This is a genomic window from Streptomyces sp. NPDC032940 (assembly GCF_040636935.1).
GTDB lineage: Bacteria > Actinomycetota > Actinomycetes > Streptomycetales > Streptomycetaceae > Streptomyces.
Genome location: NZ_JBEZVJ010000016.1, coordinates 136,566 through 151,640, shown reverse-complemented (window position 1 = coordinate 151,640; position 15,075 = coordinate 136,566). Strand labels below are relative to the sequence as shown.

Sequence of the window (15,075 nt, the reverse complement as noted above, 5' to 3'; positions counted from 1 at the left end):
GCGTCGACGAAGCCCTCTCCCTCAACCCCGACATCGTCTCCACCGCCTGCCCCTTCTGCCTCGTCATGCTCACCGACTCCGTCAACGGCAAGAAGAACGACGGCAAGGCCAAGGAGTCCATCCAGGTCGTCGACGTCGCCCAGCTCCTGCTCGACTCCGTCAAGACCCCGGCCGACCCGGCCGGCGAGCCGGAGCCGGAGAACGAGCCGACGCCGGAGCCGGTCAAGTAGCACCCCGCTCCACACAGCACGACCGACACCCCCGGGTTCTCTGCGGACCTGGGGGTGTCGCCGTATGTCGAACACGTGCATGATTGCCGAACGTTGTCATGGACGTTGTCCATGCTGCTGCCCGATGCGGATGAGGTGAATGGTGCGCAGCCGAAGAGCGACCCTGGCCGGCACGGCCACCGCCGGGTGCGTGCTGCTGCTCGCCGCCTGCGGCCACGGCCCGTCGCACACCACGGGCACAGGCGGAGCCACGGCGACGGGGCACACCCCGGTCCGCGCCGCACAGGCCCCGGCCCTGCTGCCCGTCCCGCACGGCAAGGGCAGCACGACCCCCGACGACTTCAACGGCGACGGCCACCGCGACCTCGTCCTCAACGACCTCGTCAAGGGCCAGAGCCACGCCGACGACGCCGGCATCGGCATCGTCTACGGCTCGGCCCACGGCCTCGTGCCGGGTGCCCGGCAACTGCTCTCGCCGGCCGCGCACGCGGCCCGGACACAGGGCCGGTTGCCGGCCGTCTTCGAGGCGGAGGCGAGCTGCGACCTCGACGGCGACGGCTTCACCGACCTCGCCGTCACCACCGACCCGCCCTACGACGGCCAGGGCCGCCCGCCGGTCCCCCTCCAGCTCCTCTTCGGTTCCCCGGACGGCTTCACCGGCCGCGCGGTGGTCCTGACCGTGCCCGCCCGGGCCCGGCTCGGCAACGACTGGCCGGACCGGCCGGTCTGCGGCGACTTCGACGGCGACGGCGCCCAGGACCTGGTCCTGCACGCCTCCGCCGGCCACCTCAGCCATCTGCGCGGCCCCTTCACCCGCAAGGGCGCCCCGCACGCGGCCGGCGCCCCGCTCGCCGCCCCGGGCGAGGCTCCCACGGGCCCCGCGGCCGACGTGAACCGCGACGGCTACGACGACCTGCTCGTCCGCACCTCGGCGGGCACCGGCACCGCCGCCGTCGTCCTCGGCGGCCCGTCCGGCCCCAGCCGCACCGGCGCCACCCTGCCGTCGGGCATCGACGTGGCCCTCGGCGCGTTCGGCCGGGGCAGGTCCCTGGACGCGGCGGTGGGCACCGCGACCGGCACCGCCCTGCGCTACGACCTCCCCACCGCCGCCCGCGCCACCCTGGACGTCCCCGGCTCGATGCTCGACGCCGCCGACTTCGACGGCGACGGCCTCAGCGAACTGGTCACCGGCGGCACCCACGTGCGCGTCCTGCCGGGCCGCGCGGCGGGCCCCACCACCCGGGGCGCGGTCACCGTGACGCCCGCCGCCCGGGGCACCGCGCGGGTCCTGTCCGTCGGCGACTTCGACGGCGACGGCCACGCGGACCTGGTGGTGCGGACGTCCGAGGGGGACACCGAGGACTCGGTCGAGGTGCACCGCGGCGGCTCGGCGAGGGAACTGGTGACGGCGCAGGCGGCGGTCACCTTCTCGACCTCGCAGTTCCTGACCCCGTAGGCCGCCGTGGCGCACCCCGGACCCCATGCGCACCGTCCCTCGGGGAGGCGTCGGGGGCCTCCCGTAGGGGATGTCACAGCTCGGCCGCAAAGGGCCCCCCGAAAGCCCGGCCCCCGCACGTCACTCTCCGGGACCAGGTACGTTCGAAGGCGTGGCTGGATTCAGGATCGGACGCGGCCGGGACAACGGCGCTCCTCACGCGCGACCGCACAACCCTCCGTACGGGCAGCAGACGCCGCAGGGACCGTCGTACGGCGCTCCCGCGACGCCGCGGCAGCCGTACCCGCAGCCGCCCTACGGGCCGGGCGGTGCCGGCGGCCCCGGCGGCGGACAGTGGCCCGGGGCTCACGGCGGCCACGGCGGCCACGGGGAGCCGGAGTACTTCGGCGACGGCGGCCACGCCCACGGCGGGCAGGCCCCGTACGACCCGTACGCGGCCAACAACCCCGGCCACACCCAGGCGTTCGCGATCGGCGAGGACCCCTACACCCAGGGCGAGACCTACCGCGCCGGCTCGGCGGCACCGCCCCCCGGCCCGGTCGGCCCGCGCCTGCACTGGAAGGCCCTGCTGAAGGGCATCGTCACCGCCCCCAACCAGACCTTCCTCCAGATGCGGGACTACACGATGTGGGGCCCCGCCCTCGTCGTGACCTTCCTCTACGGCCTGCTCGCGGTCTTCGGCTTCGACGGCGCCCGAGAGGACGCCATCAACGCGACCCTGTCGAACGCGATCCCGATCGTCCTGACCACGGCCGTCGCGATGGTGCTGAGCGCCTTCGTGCTGGGCGTCGTCACCCACACCCTGGCCCGCCAGCTCGGCGGCGACGGCGCCTGGCAGCCCACCGTCGGCCTCTCCATGCTGATCATGTCCATCACGGACGCCCCGCGCCTGGTCGTCGCGATGTTCGCCGGCGGCGACGCGCCCTTCGTCCAGATCCTGGGCTGGGCGACGTGGGTCGCGGCCGGCGCCCTGCTCACCTCGATGGTCAGCCGCTCCCACGACCTCCCCTGGCCGAAGGCGCTCGGCGCGTCCGCGATCCAGCTGGTCGCCCTGCTGTCGATCGTGAAGCTGGGCACGTTCTGATCCACGACCGTCACGCGAAGGGCCCCCGGCGTGTGACGCCGGGGGCCCTTCGCACACGGTGGACTCAGGCGTCGAGCACCTGACCGTCGCGCCGCACGACGGGCGGCTGAACGGACCACGGGAAGTTGATCCAGTCATCGGTGCGCTTCCACACGTACTCGCACTGGACGAGCGAGTGGGACTTCTCATAGATCACCGCGCTGCGCACCTCGGCGACCGTGTCGAGGCAGAAGTCCCGCACCAGCTTGAGCGTCTTGCCGGTGTCGGCGACGTCGTCGGTGATCAGGACCTTCTTCCGGGAGAAGTCGATCACGTTGGGCACGGGCGCGAGCATGACCGGCATCTCGAGCGTGGTGCCGACGCCGGTGTAGAACTCGACGTTCACCAGGTGGATGTTCTTGCAGTCCAGCGCGTACGCCAGCCCACCGGCCACGAAGACCCCGCCACGGGCGATGGACAGCACTATGTCCGGCTCGTACCCGTCGTCGGCGACGGCCTGCGCCAGCTCGCGGACGGCGACGCCGAACTGCTCGTAGGTCAGGTTCTCCCGTACTTCACTCATGCGTGCTTCCTGCTCATACCTGGGTCCGATGGAAGTTGATGAAGGACCGGGAGGCGGTCGGCCCCCGCTGGCCCTGGTAACGGGACCCGTAGCGCTCGCTCCCGTAGGGGTGCTCGGCCGGCGAGGTGAGCCGGAACATGCAGAGCTGCCCGATCTTCATCCCGGGCCACAGCTTGATCGGCAGGGTCGCGAGATTGCTGAGCTCCAGCGTCACGTGTCCGGAGAACCCGGGGTCGATGAACCCGGCGGTGGAGTGCGTGACCAGCCCGAGCCGCCCGAGCGAGCTCTTGCCCTCGAGCCGGGAGGCCAGGTCGTCGGGGAGCGAGACCACCTCGTACGTGCTGGCCAGCACGAACTCGCCGGGGTGCAGGATGAACGGCTCGTCCCCCTCCGGCTCCACGAGCCGGGTCAGATCCACCTGCTCGACGGAGGGGTCGATGTGCGGGTACCGGTGATTCTCGAACACCCGGAAGTAGCGGTCCAGGCGCACGTCGATGCTCGACGGCTGCACCATGGAGTCGTCGAAGGGATCGATGCGCACCCGTCCGGAATCGATCTCGGCCCGGATGTCCTTGTCTGAGAGAAGCACGCACCGAGGATACGCAAGGCGCGCGGAGCAGCGACAACCGCGCCGCCGCGCCGCGCGCCAGGTACTGCCGGGGCCCGTGGCCGGAGGCGGCGGTTACCGCTTCTCCGCCACCACCGGCACGGCACTCCGCAACCGCGCACACCGCGGACATCGGACGAGCCGGCCGGGGCCGAGCCGCTCGGCCTGCTGCATCGGGAACGAGGCGGCGGTGAACACGTGCCCATCGGCACAGCGGAGGACGGTGCGATCCATCAAGTCCTTCAAGTCCCTTCCCCAAGAGCCGCGTCTGGCGAACTACGCTGACGACGAAAGCCACATTACGGGATCAAAGAGACGACGCTCCAGGCGGCACTCCGCCCTCCCGAACGCCCGCCGGAACCCCCTCCCGGCCACCCTCGGAAACGCCCCCACCGTACGCCCCAACTCCGGCCCCCCGCAGCCGCTTCCTTCCCTTGAAACGCCGTCAGACCCCACGTCGGAGACACCGGGGGCCGACGATGAGGTAGAGTGATCGAGCGTCCAACACCGACTCGGTCGGCGGATGACGCGGGTGTAGTTTAATGGTAGAACATCAGCTTCCCAAGCTGAGAGCGCGAGTTCGATTCTCGTCACCCGCTCCATGCATAAGCCCCAGGTCAGCGACCTGGGGCTTATGCATTGGCGCGGCCCTTCGGGTTGTTCGGCACGCGCAGCCTCCAAAGATCGCGCGTCGCGATCTCCCCGCGCCAGAAGACCTCAGCCTGTCGTTCCCTCAGCAAGCCCGAAGCGGGTCGCGTACACAGCGACGGCAACGGCTACCGAAGTCCTTTTAGGCAGCGGGGACTTCGAACGGGAAGCCCTCGTCACAGCGGCAGGTCATCGGGCAGGACCCGGAACGCCTTGTGCCGGCCCAAGGGCCGTACGGCACGGAAGTCGCGTCGGTCGAGGGTGAGGATCGCGTCGGTGTCGTAGTCCGCGGCCAGTGCCACGTTCACCGCGTCCGCGAGGTCCAGGTCCAGGGCGCGGTAACGGACACGGACGGACTGGGCCGCGCCCAGATGGTCTTCCGTGATCTCCGGCATGACGACGCGGCCGCGGCTCATCCAGCGGCGAAGGTCGTCGACCGCGCTGACCGCCGCCTCTCGCCCGAGCTCACGCGTAGCCACGTGATCGAGCTCCGCCAGCAGGAGCGGGGACATGACCAAGAGCCCGGCGGACATGATCGCTTCATTCGCCGCTCCGTGCTCCGGGTGCGTCGAGTCGAGGGCGGCCAAGAGGCCGGACGTGTCCGCGATGACGATGATCACGCGGCAGTTCCGGAGCCCGTCTCACGGCAAACCGCGTCAGCGACCGCATCACGGACCTCGACCTTGGACGGCGTACGCCCCGGCCCCTCGAAGGTCCGCGAGAACAGCGGCTCGTCCCAGACCCGGTTCGCCATGGCGGCGAGATGAATCCCCTGACGGATGATCTCAGCCTCGCTTATGCCCCGCCGCTTGGCCGCCTCCTTGATGATCGCCAGGTCCTCGGGGTCGGCATAGACGTTGGTGCGCTTCATGGACATGTACCAAGAGTAGTCCATGTACCAAAATGATGTACAGCTCTAGCCCCCGCTCCGCAGAGTGACGCTCCGGATACCAGAGAAGGATTCCGCCGGGCGGTGCGCCGTCGAGAACCCGGCCCGCGGAAGCCTTGTGCGGCCGTGTCCACCGATCGGTGGACACGGAGTTCAACCCGATACCTCTGTCGGCCAACTGCACTGGCCAGCAAGGCTGTTTGGGATGAATTCAATCACTGTACGCATGGCGCGTTCGAGTGCTCGGCACCCCTGGCGGGCCATCGTCGGCTGGCTCGTGTTCGTGGTGCTGTGCCTGGGGATCGGCAGTGCCGTCGGCACGCACAGCGCGACGACGGCCGACTACCGGGTCGGCGAGGCCGGCCGGGCGGAGGCGATGGCCGCCGAGGGGCATCCGGGTCGGAGATGGACGCAAAGGACAAGGTCGACGCGCTGGTCGAGCAGACCAAGGCCGCGGGGAAGGCCTTTCCGGGGCTGCTGCTGGAGGAGACCGCGAGCCCCTCCATCAGCAAGGAAGTCGACCAGCAGCGCGGCGGCGACCTGGCGCTCTCGGAGAAGATCACGCTCCTCATCACCCTGATCACCCTGTTGGTCGTTTTCGGGTCCGTGACCATGGCGGGGGTGCCGCTGCTGCTCGCATTGTCGTCGATCGCGGCGGCCGTCGGGCTGTCGATGCTGGCGTCACACTTCTCCCCCGACGCCGGGGCCGGCACGAATGTCATCCTGATGATCGGCCTCGCGGTCGGCGTCGACTACACGCTCTTCCACCTCAAGCGTGGTGGCCAGTTCGCCGACGGCGCTGCCCGCGCTGCTGGTCAGGCTCGGGAAGCGGGAGAGCGCAGGGCGCGGCGCCGTGCCGAGCGCGGAAAGCCCGCTCGCCGGACGCGGGACAACGACGGTGGCCGCATGGGAGCGCTGCCCCTCCTCGATGACAGCGGCGCTCGCCGATCGGAGCCGACGGCTCACCCTGAACCGTGCGGGGATGGCTCGACGACCTCGCACTTCTCGCTGAAGTCCTGTGATTGAGGCCCAGGTCATCGACCTGGGCCTCAGTCGTTTCCGGACCGCGTCCGCCGGCCGCCCAGCAGGCGGCGAGGCCCGCGCGGCTCTGGGCGAATGACGGAGGACTCGGCACCGGCGGCAGCCCCCGTTGCCGGCCGGGGCGGTCATACTGGTGCGCGGCAATGCCGAGCGGTGCTGCAGGCGGCGCGTGACGTACGGGGTGGGCGGGTGGGTATGCCGGAGCGCATCGGCGCGTATGCCGTGGAGCGGGAGCTGGGCGCCGGCGGGATGGGCACCGTCTACCTGGCGCGCTCGCGCGGTGGGCGTTCGGTGGCCGTGAAGGTGGCGCGGCCGGAGCTCGCGGCCGATCCGCATTTCCGGCAGCGTTTCCGCGCCGAGGTCGCCGCCGCCCGTCTGGTGGGCGGTTTTCACACGGCGCCCGTGGTGGACGCCGATCCCGAGGCGGAGGTTCCCTGGCTGGCCACCGCCTATGTTCCGGGGCCGACGCTGGCTGATCTCCTCGCCTCCGAAGGGCCGATGGACGAAGGGCGGTTGCGGCGGCTGGGGGCGGCGCTCGCCGAGGCGCTCGCGGCGATCCACCGCTGTGCTCTGGTCCATCGTGATCTCAAGCCCGGGAACATCATCATGGCCGCCGACGGTCCCAGGGTCCTGGACTTCGGTATCGCGCGGGCCATGGAGTCCGCCCGTCTGACCTCCACCGGCGTGGCCTTCGGGACGCCCGGGTTCCTCGCTCCCGAGCAGGCCATGGGGGAGGAGGTCACCGGGGCCGCCGACGTGTTCGCGCTCGGGGCCGTGCTGGTCGCCGCCGCCGGGGGCAGCGCCTTCGGCGGGGGTACGCCGATGGGCCTGATGTACCGCACGGTGCACGAGCCGGCCGATCTGTCGGCGGTGCCACCGGGCCTGCGGCCCACGCTGATCGCGTGCCTGGCCAAGGACCCCGCCCAGCGGCCCACTCCGGAAGGGCTGCTGGATCTGTTCTCGCCGGCTCCGGGCACGTACACCCCCACGGAGGCCGTGCTGTCCCCGATGGACGCGGTTCCCCCGCACCAGGCGCCTACCGCCCTGCCCGCCCCGCCGCCCTACCCGCCGGCCGTCCCCTCGGCGGCCCCCTGGGGCGGGCCGGCCTCCGGGCCGGAGGACGCCGACATCTCCTTCGTCGCCGCGGACGCCACCAGTGCCGTCCTGATCGACGCCGACGGCGTCACCTTCGAATCGGACGTGCGGTACTTCCAGTTCACCTGGAACCACGTCAGCGCGGTCGAGTGCGCGGCAGGGCCGCAGAAGTACCTCTGGGTCACCGTCTGGCTCCTCGACGGCACGGTTCACCGGCAGGCGGTCAAGGCCCGCAAGACGTCCTTGCTCCGCAGGTGGCTGCAGGACCTCCCGCTCGTCGTCGCGTGCTTCCGGTAGGAGCCTTCGGGGGTGTGCTCCGCCTCGGTCCGCGGGGCGTCACCGGACTGCGGCGTCCGGGTTGCCGCGCCTGAGCTGTGCGAGAGGGTGGGGGCGAGGGTCCACGAAGGGAGCTCGCGGTGACAGGTGGTCCCGTCGACGACGCCGACGTGCTCAGCGCGCTTTTCAGCGGTTCGCCCCAGGGGTTGTTCGTCCTCGACGCCCAGCGGAGGGTCGTCCGCTACAACCCCACCGGCCGGGGCGTGCGGAGACTGCCCGTCGAGGACGTCGTCGGGCACGATGTCGAGGATTTCGCGTCCGGTTTCCCGCCGGGTGAGCTGCGGGCGCTGGTCGAGGAGGCGCTCGCGACCGGTGAGCCGCTGCGCGACCGGCTCGTCCGCGGACGTTCCCCGTCGAATCCGCGCCGCACCCTCGCGCTCGAGGTGTCGCTCTTCCCGCTGCCGCCCACGGGCGACGGCGTTCCCGGACTGGTGAGCGTGGTCGAGGACGTGACCGAGCGGGAGGCCGCGTCGGACCGCCTCGCCGTCCTCGGCGCGGTGCACGCGGCGGTCGGGTCCACGCTGGACGTCGGCACGACGGCGGATGAGCTGGTGGGGGCCCTGGTGCCAGGCTTCGCCGACGCCGCCTGTGTCGATCTGGTGGAGGACGGCCCCGCCGAACACACGCCCCGGAGCGGGCCCGTGACGGCGGACGTCCCGCTGCGCCGGGTCTCCGGCGCTCCCCCGTCCTTCGAGACGGGCAGAGCGGAGGGCGACAGCGCGCCGTTCCCTTTTCCGACCCCGTTCACCCAGTCCCTCAACGACCGGCGGGCCCGTCTGGTCCGGGTCGGCGCGGACGCACCCTGGCTGTCGGCCGATCCCGAAGGCTTCACGCCGCTGCTCGACGCGGACGTGCACTCCATGATCGTCGCCCCGCTCACCGTTCGGGACACCGTCCTCGGACTGCTGACGCTGTACCGGAACCGCGTCGATCCCTTCGAGGAAGCGGACCTGGACGTGGCCCGGCAGGCGGCCTCCGTCGCGGCCGCGCACCTGGACAACGCACGCAGCTACCGGTGCGAGCACACCGTGGCCTCCGCCCTGCAGCGCCGGCTCCAGCCCGGCGCCGTCCCACGGCTGTCGGCGGTGGAGACCGCGCACGTGTACCTGCCCGAGAGCGCCGGAGGCGACTGGTTCGACGTCATCCCGCTGTCCGGCACGCGGGTCGCGCTCGTCGTCGGTGAGGTGGCCGGACACGGCATCGAGGCGGCGGCCACCATGGGCCAGTTCCGCGTCGCCCTGCGCGCACTGGCCCTGCAGGACCTGGAGACGGACGAGCTGCTGACGCATCTCGACGAGGTCGCCGCCCAGCTCCCGGACGCCGCCGGGTCGTCCGGTGAGCCGTGCGTGGCGACCTGCGCGGTCACCGTCTACAACCCCGTCACCCGTCGCTGCACGATGGTCCGTGCGGGCCATCCCGCCCCGATCGTCCTCGATCCCGACGGGGTCCCGGTCACGGTGGACATCCCCCAGGGGCCGCCGCTGGGGGCGGGCGGCGGACGCGTCTTCACCCCGGCCGTGCTCGAGCTGGCGCCGGGCAGCCTGATCGCCCAGTACACCGACGGTCTCCTCGGAGCCGGCGACCACGACCGCGTCACCGCCAGGCGTCGTCTGGAGCACATCCTCGCCACCACCACCCTGCCCCTGCCGGAACTGTGCGACACCGCCGTGTACCGCCTGTCTCCCCCTGCCCACGACGACGCCGTCCTCCTGCTCGCGCGCACCCGCGTCCTGCCGGACGAGCACGTCGCGGACTGGAACCTGCCCACCGAGGCCTCCGTCGTGAGCACGGCGCGCCGGCTCTGCGGCCAGCAGCTCGCCGCCTGGGGGCTCGACGAGGCGGCGTACACCACCGAGCTGATCGTCAGCGAACTCGTCACCAACGCCATCCGGCACGGCAAGGGGCCGGTCCGGCTGCGGCTCGTCAAGGACGAAGGCCGGCTCCTGACCGAGGTCACCGACGCCAACAGCAGCAGCCCCCATCTGCGTCACGCGCGGGAGAGCGACGAGGGCGGCCGCGGTCTCTACATCGTCATGCGGCTCAGTTCCCGCTGGGGCGTCCGGCACAGCCGCCGGGGCAAGACCATCTGGTCCGAGCAACGACTGGGCGAGGCGCCGGACGTGTCGGCCATGGCCGACACGTTCGACCTGGCCGACCTGGCGGAGACTCCGGTCAGTCCGGCGGCCGCCGGCTGACCGCCCGGCCGACGGCGCCGCCCGGTCCGAGACGCAGGACCGGCCCCGTCAGGGCCGCGCGCAGCCGGCGGTCGTGGGTGACGACGACCAGCGTCCCCTCGTACTGGGCGAGGGCCGTCTGGAGGTCCTCCACCAGCGAGGGCGAGAGGTGGTTCGTCGGCTCGTCCAGCAGCAGGCCGTGCGCGCCCGTGACCAGGCGGGCGAGTTCGAGGCGGCGGCGCTGTCCGGTGGACAGGTGACGTACGGGCCGGGTCAGGTCGGCCTCGCGGAACAGGCCCAGGGCCAGCAGCTCGTCCGCGCGGTCCTCGCCGAAGGCGGCGAGCAGCGTACGGCTCTCCTCCTCGGGGGAGGCCGGGAGCGCGATCTGGCGCAGGAAGCCGACGCGCGCGGGGCGCCGGACCACGGCACCCGGCTCCGGGGCCAGTTCGCCGGCCAGGACCCGCAGCAGCGTGGTCTTTCCCGCGCCGTTGGGTCCGGTCACCAGGAGGCGGCCCCCGGCGGGGACGTGGAGCGCGTCCAGTTCCAGGCGGCCCGGTACGCGCAGGTCCGCCACCTCCACCGCGCGGTCCGCCGACCCCGCGATGTCCGTGGCGAACCGCAACGGCTCGGGCGGCGCGGCCACCAGGTTCACGGTGAGCCGGTGCAGCCGCTCGTGCGCGTTGCGGATCCTGCTCATGGCACCGTGGGCGCGCGAGCGGGCCCGGAAGGCCCCCGCGCCGCTGAACGCCCACGGGCCCTTGCGGGGGATCGCGCCCAGGCGTCCCGCGTGGGAGTCGGCGAGCCGGGACTGGCGTGCCAGCTCCGTGCGCCACTCCTCGTGCTCCCGCTGCCGCCGGGCGCGTTCCGCGGCCTTGGCGGCGAGGTATCCCGGGTAGCCGTCGCCGTAGCGGCGGACCGACCGGGTGTCGTGGTCGACCTCCAGGATCGTGTCCGTGACCCGGTCGAGGAACGCCCGGTCGTGGGTGACGGCGACGAGGGTGCCCCGGTGGGCGCGCAGCCGCTCCTCCAGCCAGGCCACGGCCTCGTCGTCCAGGTCGTTCGTGGGCTCGTCGAGCAGCAGCAGTTCGGGTGCCGAGGCGAGCGTCGCGGCCAGGGCGAGGCGGGAGCGCCGCCCGCCGGAGAGGGTACCGAGCCGCCGCGAACGGTCCAGGCCGGCCCGCTCGCCGAGGTGGCGCAGGGCCACGTCGACCCGGCGGTCCGCGTCGTATCCGCCGCGCGCCTCGAACTCCGCCTCCAGGGCGGCGTACCGGTCGTACGCGTCGGGGCCGGCGTTCTGGAGCGCGGCACCGGTGGCCTGCAACTGCCGTTCAAGGGCGCGCAGTTCGGCCAGGGCCAGGTCGACGGCGTCACCGACGCGCGCGGTGTCCGGCAGTTCGAGGGTCTGCGCCAGGTGTCCCGTGCCGCCCGGCGCGACGACGCGGACCTCCCCGTTGTCCGGCTGCTCGGCGCCGGCGAGCAGCCGCAGCAGGGTGGACTTGCCGGAGCCGTTGTCCCCGACGATGCCCGCTTTCCGTCCCGGGCGGACCGTGAAGGACACCCGCTCCAGGACGAGGTGGGGGCCGTAGCGCTTGCTGACGTCGGAGACGGTGAGCTGGGAGCCGGCGGTGCCGGCGGGGGCCGCTTCCGGTGCATGGGTCAAGTGGGTCTTCTTTCGTCGACAACAAGAATACGAGACGTATCGTCTCGTTGCGTTCCCACAGTAGGCCATCGACCCCCTCCACGCAAGACGTCACGTCTCGTCACTCGGCCTCGGGCGCCCGGTGCCCGGCGAGTTGTCCGCGAACCTCCCCGGAATTGTCCGTGATCGGTAACGGGCGGATCCCGCGGCCGGCGGCGCTCGTCCTGCCAGGTGGACTCGACGGGAACGAGACGGGCGACTGCGGGAAAGCGGGGCGGACATGGCGCGGCACGGTGGCGGGCGGGGCTGGTACGGCAAGGTCGTCGGGGCGGCACTCGGGGTGACGATGCTCGCCGTCGGCGCGTCGGTGTGGACCGCACAGGCCGACTCCGCGGGCGGGTCGTCGTCGGAGGCCACCGCGCCGGCCACGCCGGGCGGTGCCGCCGAGCAGGTCGACGTGACCATCGCGCACGCCTCCGACGCGGGGGCGCGCGGCGTCAACATCACCATCGACGACGGTCCCGACCCCGCCTGGACCCCTCAAGTGCTCGACATCCTGCGGGAGTACGGGGTGAAGGCCACGTTCTGCGTGACGGGCACGCAGGCGCAGGCCCACCCGGACCTCGTGAAGGCCGTCGTCGCGGCCGGACATCGGCTGTGCAACCACTCGGTCTCGCACGACACCGCCATGGACAAGAAGTCCGAGGCCTACCAGTCGCAGGAGATCCTCGACGCCGAGCGCATGATCATCGAGGCGTCCGGGGGCGTACGGCCGATGTACTACCGGGCGCCGGGCGGCGCCTTCACCCCCTACAGCCGCAAGCTGGCGGCCTCCCACGGCATGCGCCCGCTGGGCTGGAACGTGGACACCAAGGACTTCGAGCGGCCGGGCGCGGACGCCATCGTCGCCACGGTGGAGCGGGAGCTCCCCAACGGACCGACGCTGCTCTTCCACGACGCGGGCGGCGACCGCTCCCAGACCGTCGAGGCCCTGCGCCGCGTCCTGCCCTGGCTCACGGAACAGGGCTACGCCTTCGGCTTCCCGGTGCGCTGAGCCCGGGGCCGGGCCCGTGCCGCCGGGTCCCACCGCGGGAGAGGGGATGCCGTGTTGGCGACCCGTCGTCCCGGAATCGCCGTGGGCCAGGCAGACTCTGGGGTGTAGTTCCGTCGACGGAGGAGGATTCGCGCATGATCACGCTCACCAAGGAAGACGGCCCGGCGGACCTGGACGGTGTGACCCATCTGTCCATCGGCGTCTCCTGGGACCCGACCGCCGGCAGCAGCGGCGGGGTGATGGGCAAGCTGCGCCGCAAGACCGGTACCGACCTGGACCTGATCGCCATCGCCATGCAGGGCGGGGACCCGGTGCGCATCGCCGGGATCGACTCGCTCGACCCGATGGGCAACGGGTCGCTGCTCCACAGCGGCGACAACCAGACGGGGCACGGAGAGGGGGACGACGAGACGGTGACAGTCGAGTTCGCGCGGCTCCCGTCCGTGATCACGTCGATCGTGTTCGTCGCCGCCGCCTACAAGAAGGGCAGCTCCTTCCAGAAGGCGCGCAACGTCAGCTTCAAGGTCTACGACGCGACCGGCGGCAGCTCCCAGCAGGTCGCCGACATCTGGCCCAGCCTGCTCAGCCAGGACAACGGCTGTGCCGTGGCCAAGGCCGTACGGGTCGGCAACGCCTGGAAGCTGGAGGTCATCAACGAGACGGGGAAGATCAAGCAGGGGGACGAGCACGCACTGATGCGTTTCGCCGTCAGCAAGTAGTGCGGGAGGGAGGGCGCGCGCGTCAGCCGTTGCCGGCGGCGGGATGCCGGGGGGCGTCACTCCTCCTCCGCGCGCGCCTCGCCCGGCAGCCCACGCCGGGAGACAGCTCCAGAGATCTTCTACATTGCTGTAGATTCAAAGGCGTGTCCGCGCCGGGTCCGCCTCGTGCGCGCGTCCTTGCACACACGCCGTGCACACGCCGTGGACCCACGACCCGCACTCGCCGAGAAGGAGCACGCAGTGGGAGTTTCCCTGGCCAAGGGTGGCAACGTCTCGCTCAGCAAGGAGGCACCGGGCCTGACCGCCGTCCTGGTCGGACTCGGCTGGGACGTGCGCACCACCACCGGCACCGACTACGACCTCGACGCCTCCGCCCTGCTCCTCGACGCCTCGGGCAAGGTGCCCTCGGACGGGCACTTCGTCTTCTACAACAACCTCACCAGCCCCGACGGATCGGTCGAGCACACCGGCGACAACCTCACCGGTGAGGGCGAGGGCGACGACGAGACCGTGAAGGTGAACCTCGCCGCGGTGCCCGCCGACGTCGACAGGATCGTCTTCCCGGTCTCCATCCACGACGCGCAGAACCGCGGCCAGAGCTTCGGCCAGGTCCGCAACGCCTTCATCCGCGTGGTCAACCAGGCGAACAACCAGGAGATCGCCCGCTACGACCTCTCCGAGGACGCCTCCACCGAGACCGCGATGGTCTTCGGCGAGCTCTACCGCCACGGCGCCGAGTGGAAGTTCCGCGCCGTCGGGCAGGGATACGCCTCCGGACTGGCCGGCATCGCCGCCGACTTCGGCGTGAACGTCTGACGCCGGACCGCGCTCCCCTGCCCGGAACTGCACGCGCTTCGAACGGGCATCCGTAAGGACGAGATAAGGGCGAGACAGACCACTCGAGGGGCAGGCATGGAGATTTCAGGCATCATCAGCGCCGTCGTGATCGGCATCGTCATCGGCGTCCTGGGCCGGCTCGTCGTCCCCGGGCGTCAGCGCATCGGCATCCTGTGGACCATCGCGGTCGGCATCGTGGCCGCCCTGATCGGATCGGCGCTCGCCGCGGCGTTCGGCGTTGCCGACACCAAGGGCGTCGACTGGGTCGAGTGGCTGATCCAGATCGCCCTCGCGGCTCTCGGCGTGGCCGCACTCGACCGGGCCAAGGCCCGCCGCTGACGGGCGTCGTCCCCCTCTCGGCCGGTGTGCTTCTTGTCTCGGCAGGGGTGTCACGGCGCCGCCCACGGTGTCTCTCGCACCGAGACACCCACCGGGGCGCCGGGACGCCGTCGTCGGAGGTCACGACGCCGCGAGGGGCGGGGCCGCCGGTGGACCCTGCGATGGCAGCGGAGCAATATCTGTGGCCATGAGGGGAGAAATCGACGGCACGCCACAGGAATATTCCCCACGCGGCCGTCAGGGGCGGATTATTCCCTGCGCCCGTGCGATCACGGCATGCTACTGTCGATGGGAGTTGCAGTAGTGGTTGCCTGAAGGTTTTTCCGACGGGGTGATCATCGCGGCGACCGGAGCACGCACAGGGC

At 71.8% G+C, this 15,075-nt stretch carries 13 protein-coding genes, 1 tRNA gene and 2 pseudogenes; 11 read left to right on the top strand and 5 right to left on the bottom strand.

The window, feature by feature from the left end; genetic code table 11:
* The 3 genes and pseudogenes from AB0E77_RS20735 to AB0E77_RS20725 all read left to right on the top strand — a co-directional run.
* Positions 1–230, top strand: a pseudogene (locus tag AB0E77_RS20735) (hypothetical protein); the annotation flags it as partial.
* 139 nt (positions 231–369) lie between these two features.
* On the top strand, positions 370–1,686 hold the full coding sequence (locus tag AB0E77_RS20730; RefSeq protein WP_361572710.1) for a VCBS repeat-containing protein: 1,317 nt from the start codon (positions 370–372) through the stop codon (positions 1,684–1,686).
* A 70-nt stretch (positions 1,687–1,756) separates the two neighbouring features.
* Entirely contained in the window at positions 1,757–2,770 is a 1,014-nt protein-coding gene (locus AB0E77_RS20725; RefSeq protein WP_361572708.1) for a Yip1 family protein, read from the top strand.
* 64 nt (positions 2,771–2,834) lie between these two features.
* Here AB0E77_RS20725 and AB0E77_RS20720 read toward each other — a convergent pair whose 3' ends face one another.
* Both AB0E77_RS20720 and dcd read right to left on the bottom strand, forming a co-directional pair.
* On the bottom strand, positions 2,835–3,332 hold the full coding sequence (locus tag AB0E77_RS20720) for a phosphoribosyltransferase (protein WP_189230044.1): 498 nt from the start codon (positions 3,330–3,332) through the stop codon (positions 2,835–2,837).
* A gap of 13 nt (positions 3,333–3,345) precedes the next feature.
* A complete protein-coding gene (gene dcd / locus AB0E77_RS20715) occupies positions 3,346–3,921 on the bottom strand; it encodes a dCTP deaminase (protein ID WP_361572706.1) in 576 nt (191 codons plus the stop codon).
* Between the two features lie 546 nt (positions 3,922–4,467).
* Here dcd and AB0E77_RS20710 point away from each other — a divergent pair.
* A tRNA-Gly gene (locus AB0E77_RS20710) sits at positions 4,468–4,541 on the top strand.
* 222 nt (positions 4,542–4,763) lie between these two features.
* Here AB0E77_RS20710 and AB0E77_RS20705 read toward each other — a convergent pair.
* Together AB0E77_RS20705 and AB0E77_RS20700 are read right to left on the bottom strand one after the other, a co-directional pair.
* The gene (locus AB0E77_RS20705; protein WP_361572704.1) at positions 4,764–5,207 is read right to left on the bottom strand and encodes a PIN domain-containing protein; all 444 of its coding nucleotides are present in this window, start codon (positions 5,205–5,207) and stop codon (positions 4,764–4,766) included.
* Positions 5,204–5,464, bottom strand: a complete 261-nt coding sequence (locus AB0E77_RS20700; protein WP_361572702.1) for a CopG family transcriptional regulator — start codon at positions 5,462–5,464, stop codon at positions 5,204–5,206. The genes AB0E77_RS20705 and AB0E77_RS20700 overlap by 4 nt, the downstream gene beginning before the upstream one ends.
* A 217-nt stretch (positions 5,465–5,681) precedes the next feature.
* On the opposite strand from AB0E77_RS20700, the pseudogene AB0E77_RS20695 reads away from it, so the two are divergent.
* The 3 genes and pseudogenes from AB0E77_RS20695 to AB0E77_RS20685 all read left to right on the top strand — a co-directional run.
* Positions 5,682–6,253: pseudogene (locus AB0E77_RS20695) on the top strand (MMPL family transporter); the annotation flags it as partial.
* Positions 6,254–6,712: 459 nt separating this feature from the next.
* Positions 6,713–7,909 (top strand): serine/threonine-protein kinase, encoded by a 1,197-nt coding sequence (locus AB0E77_RS20690; protein WP_361572700.1) that lies wholly within the window; start codon positions 6,713–6,715, stop codon positions 7,907–7,909.
* A gap of 119 nt (positions 7,910–8,028) precedes the next feature.
* Positions 8,029–10,143: a SpoIIE family protein phosphatase gene (locus tag AB0E77_RS20685; RefSeq protein ID WP_361572698.1), complete on the top strand. Its 2,115-nt coding sequence runs from the start codon at positions 8,029–8,031 to the stop codon at positions 10,141–10,143.
* Here the strand turns inward: AB0E77_RS20685 and abc-f are convergent.
* Complete coding sequence (gene abc-f, locus AB0E77_RS20680) at positions 10,121–11,782, bottom strand: ribosomal protection-like ABC-F family protein (RefSeq protein ID WP_361572696.1); 1,662 nt, start codon at positions 11,780–11,782, stop codon at positions 10,121–10,123. The two genes, AB0E77_RS20685 and abc-f, sit on opposite strands and share 23 nt — an antisense overlap.
* Positions 11,783–12,041: 259 nt before the next feature.
* On the opposite strand from abc-f, the gene AB0E77_RS20675 reads away from it, so the two are divergent.
* From AB0E77_RS20675 to AB0E77_RS20660, 4 genes are all read left to right on the top strand, one after another.
* The gene (locus AB0E77_RS20675) at positions 12,042–12,815 is read left to right on the top strand and encodes a polysaccharide deacetylase family protein (protein ID WP_361572694.1); all 774 of its coding nucleotides are present in this window, start codon (positions 12,042–12,044) and stop codon (positions 12,813–12,815) included.
* A 134-nt stretch (positions 12,816–12,949) separates the two neighbouring features.
* Positions 12,950–13,534 carry a TerD family protein gene (locus tag AB0E77_RS20670; RefSeq protein ID WP_361572692.1) on the top strand — a complete coding sequence of 195 codons (585 nt, stop codon included), beginning with the start codon at positions 12,950–12,952 and terminating at the stop codon, positions 13,532–13,534.
* 240 nt (positions 13,535–13,774) lie between these two features.
* Entirely contained in the window at positions 13,775–14,350 is a 576-nt protein-coding gene (locus AB0E77_RS20665) for a TerD family protein (protein ID WP_361572690.1), read from the top strand.
* Between the two features lie 96 nt (positions 14,351–14,446).
* On the top strand, positions 14,447–14,710 hold the full coding sequence (locus tag AB0E77_RS20660) for a GlsB/YeaQ/YmgE family stress response membrane protein (protein WP_361572688.1): 264 nt from the start codon (positions 14,447–14,449) through the stop codon (positions 14,708–14,710).
* Positions 14,711–15,075: the final 365 nt, after the last annotated feature.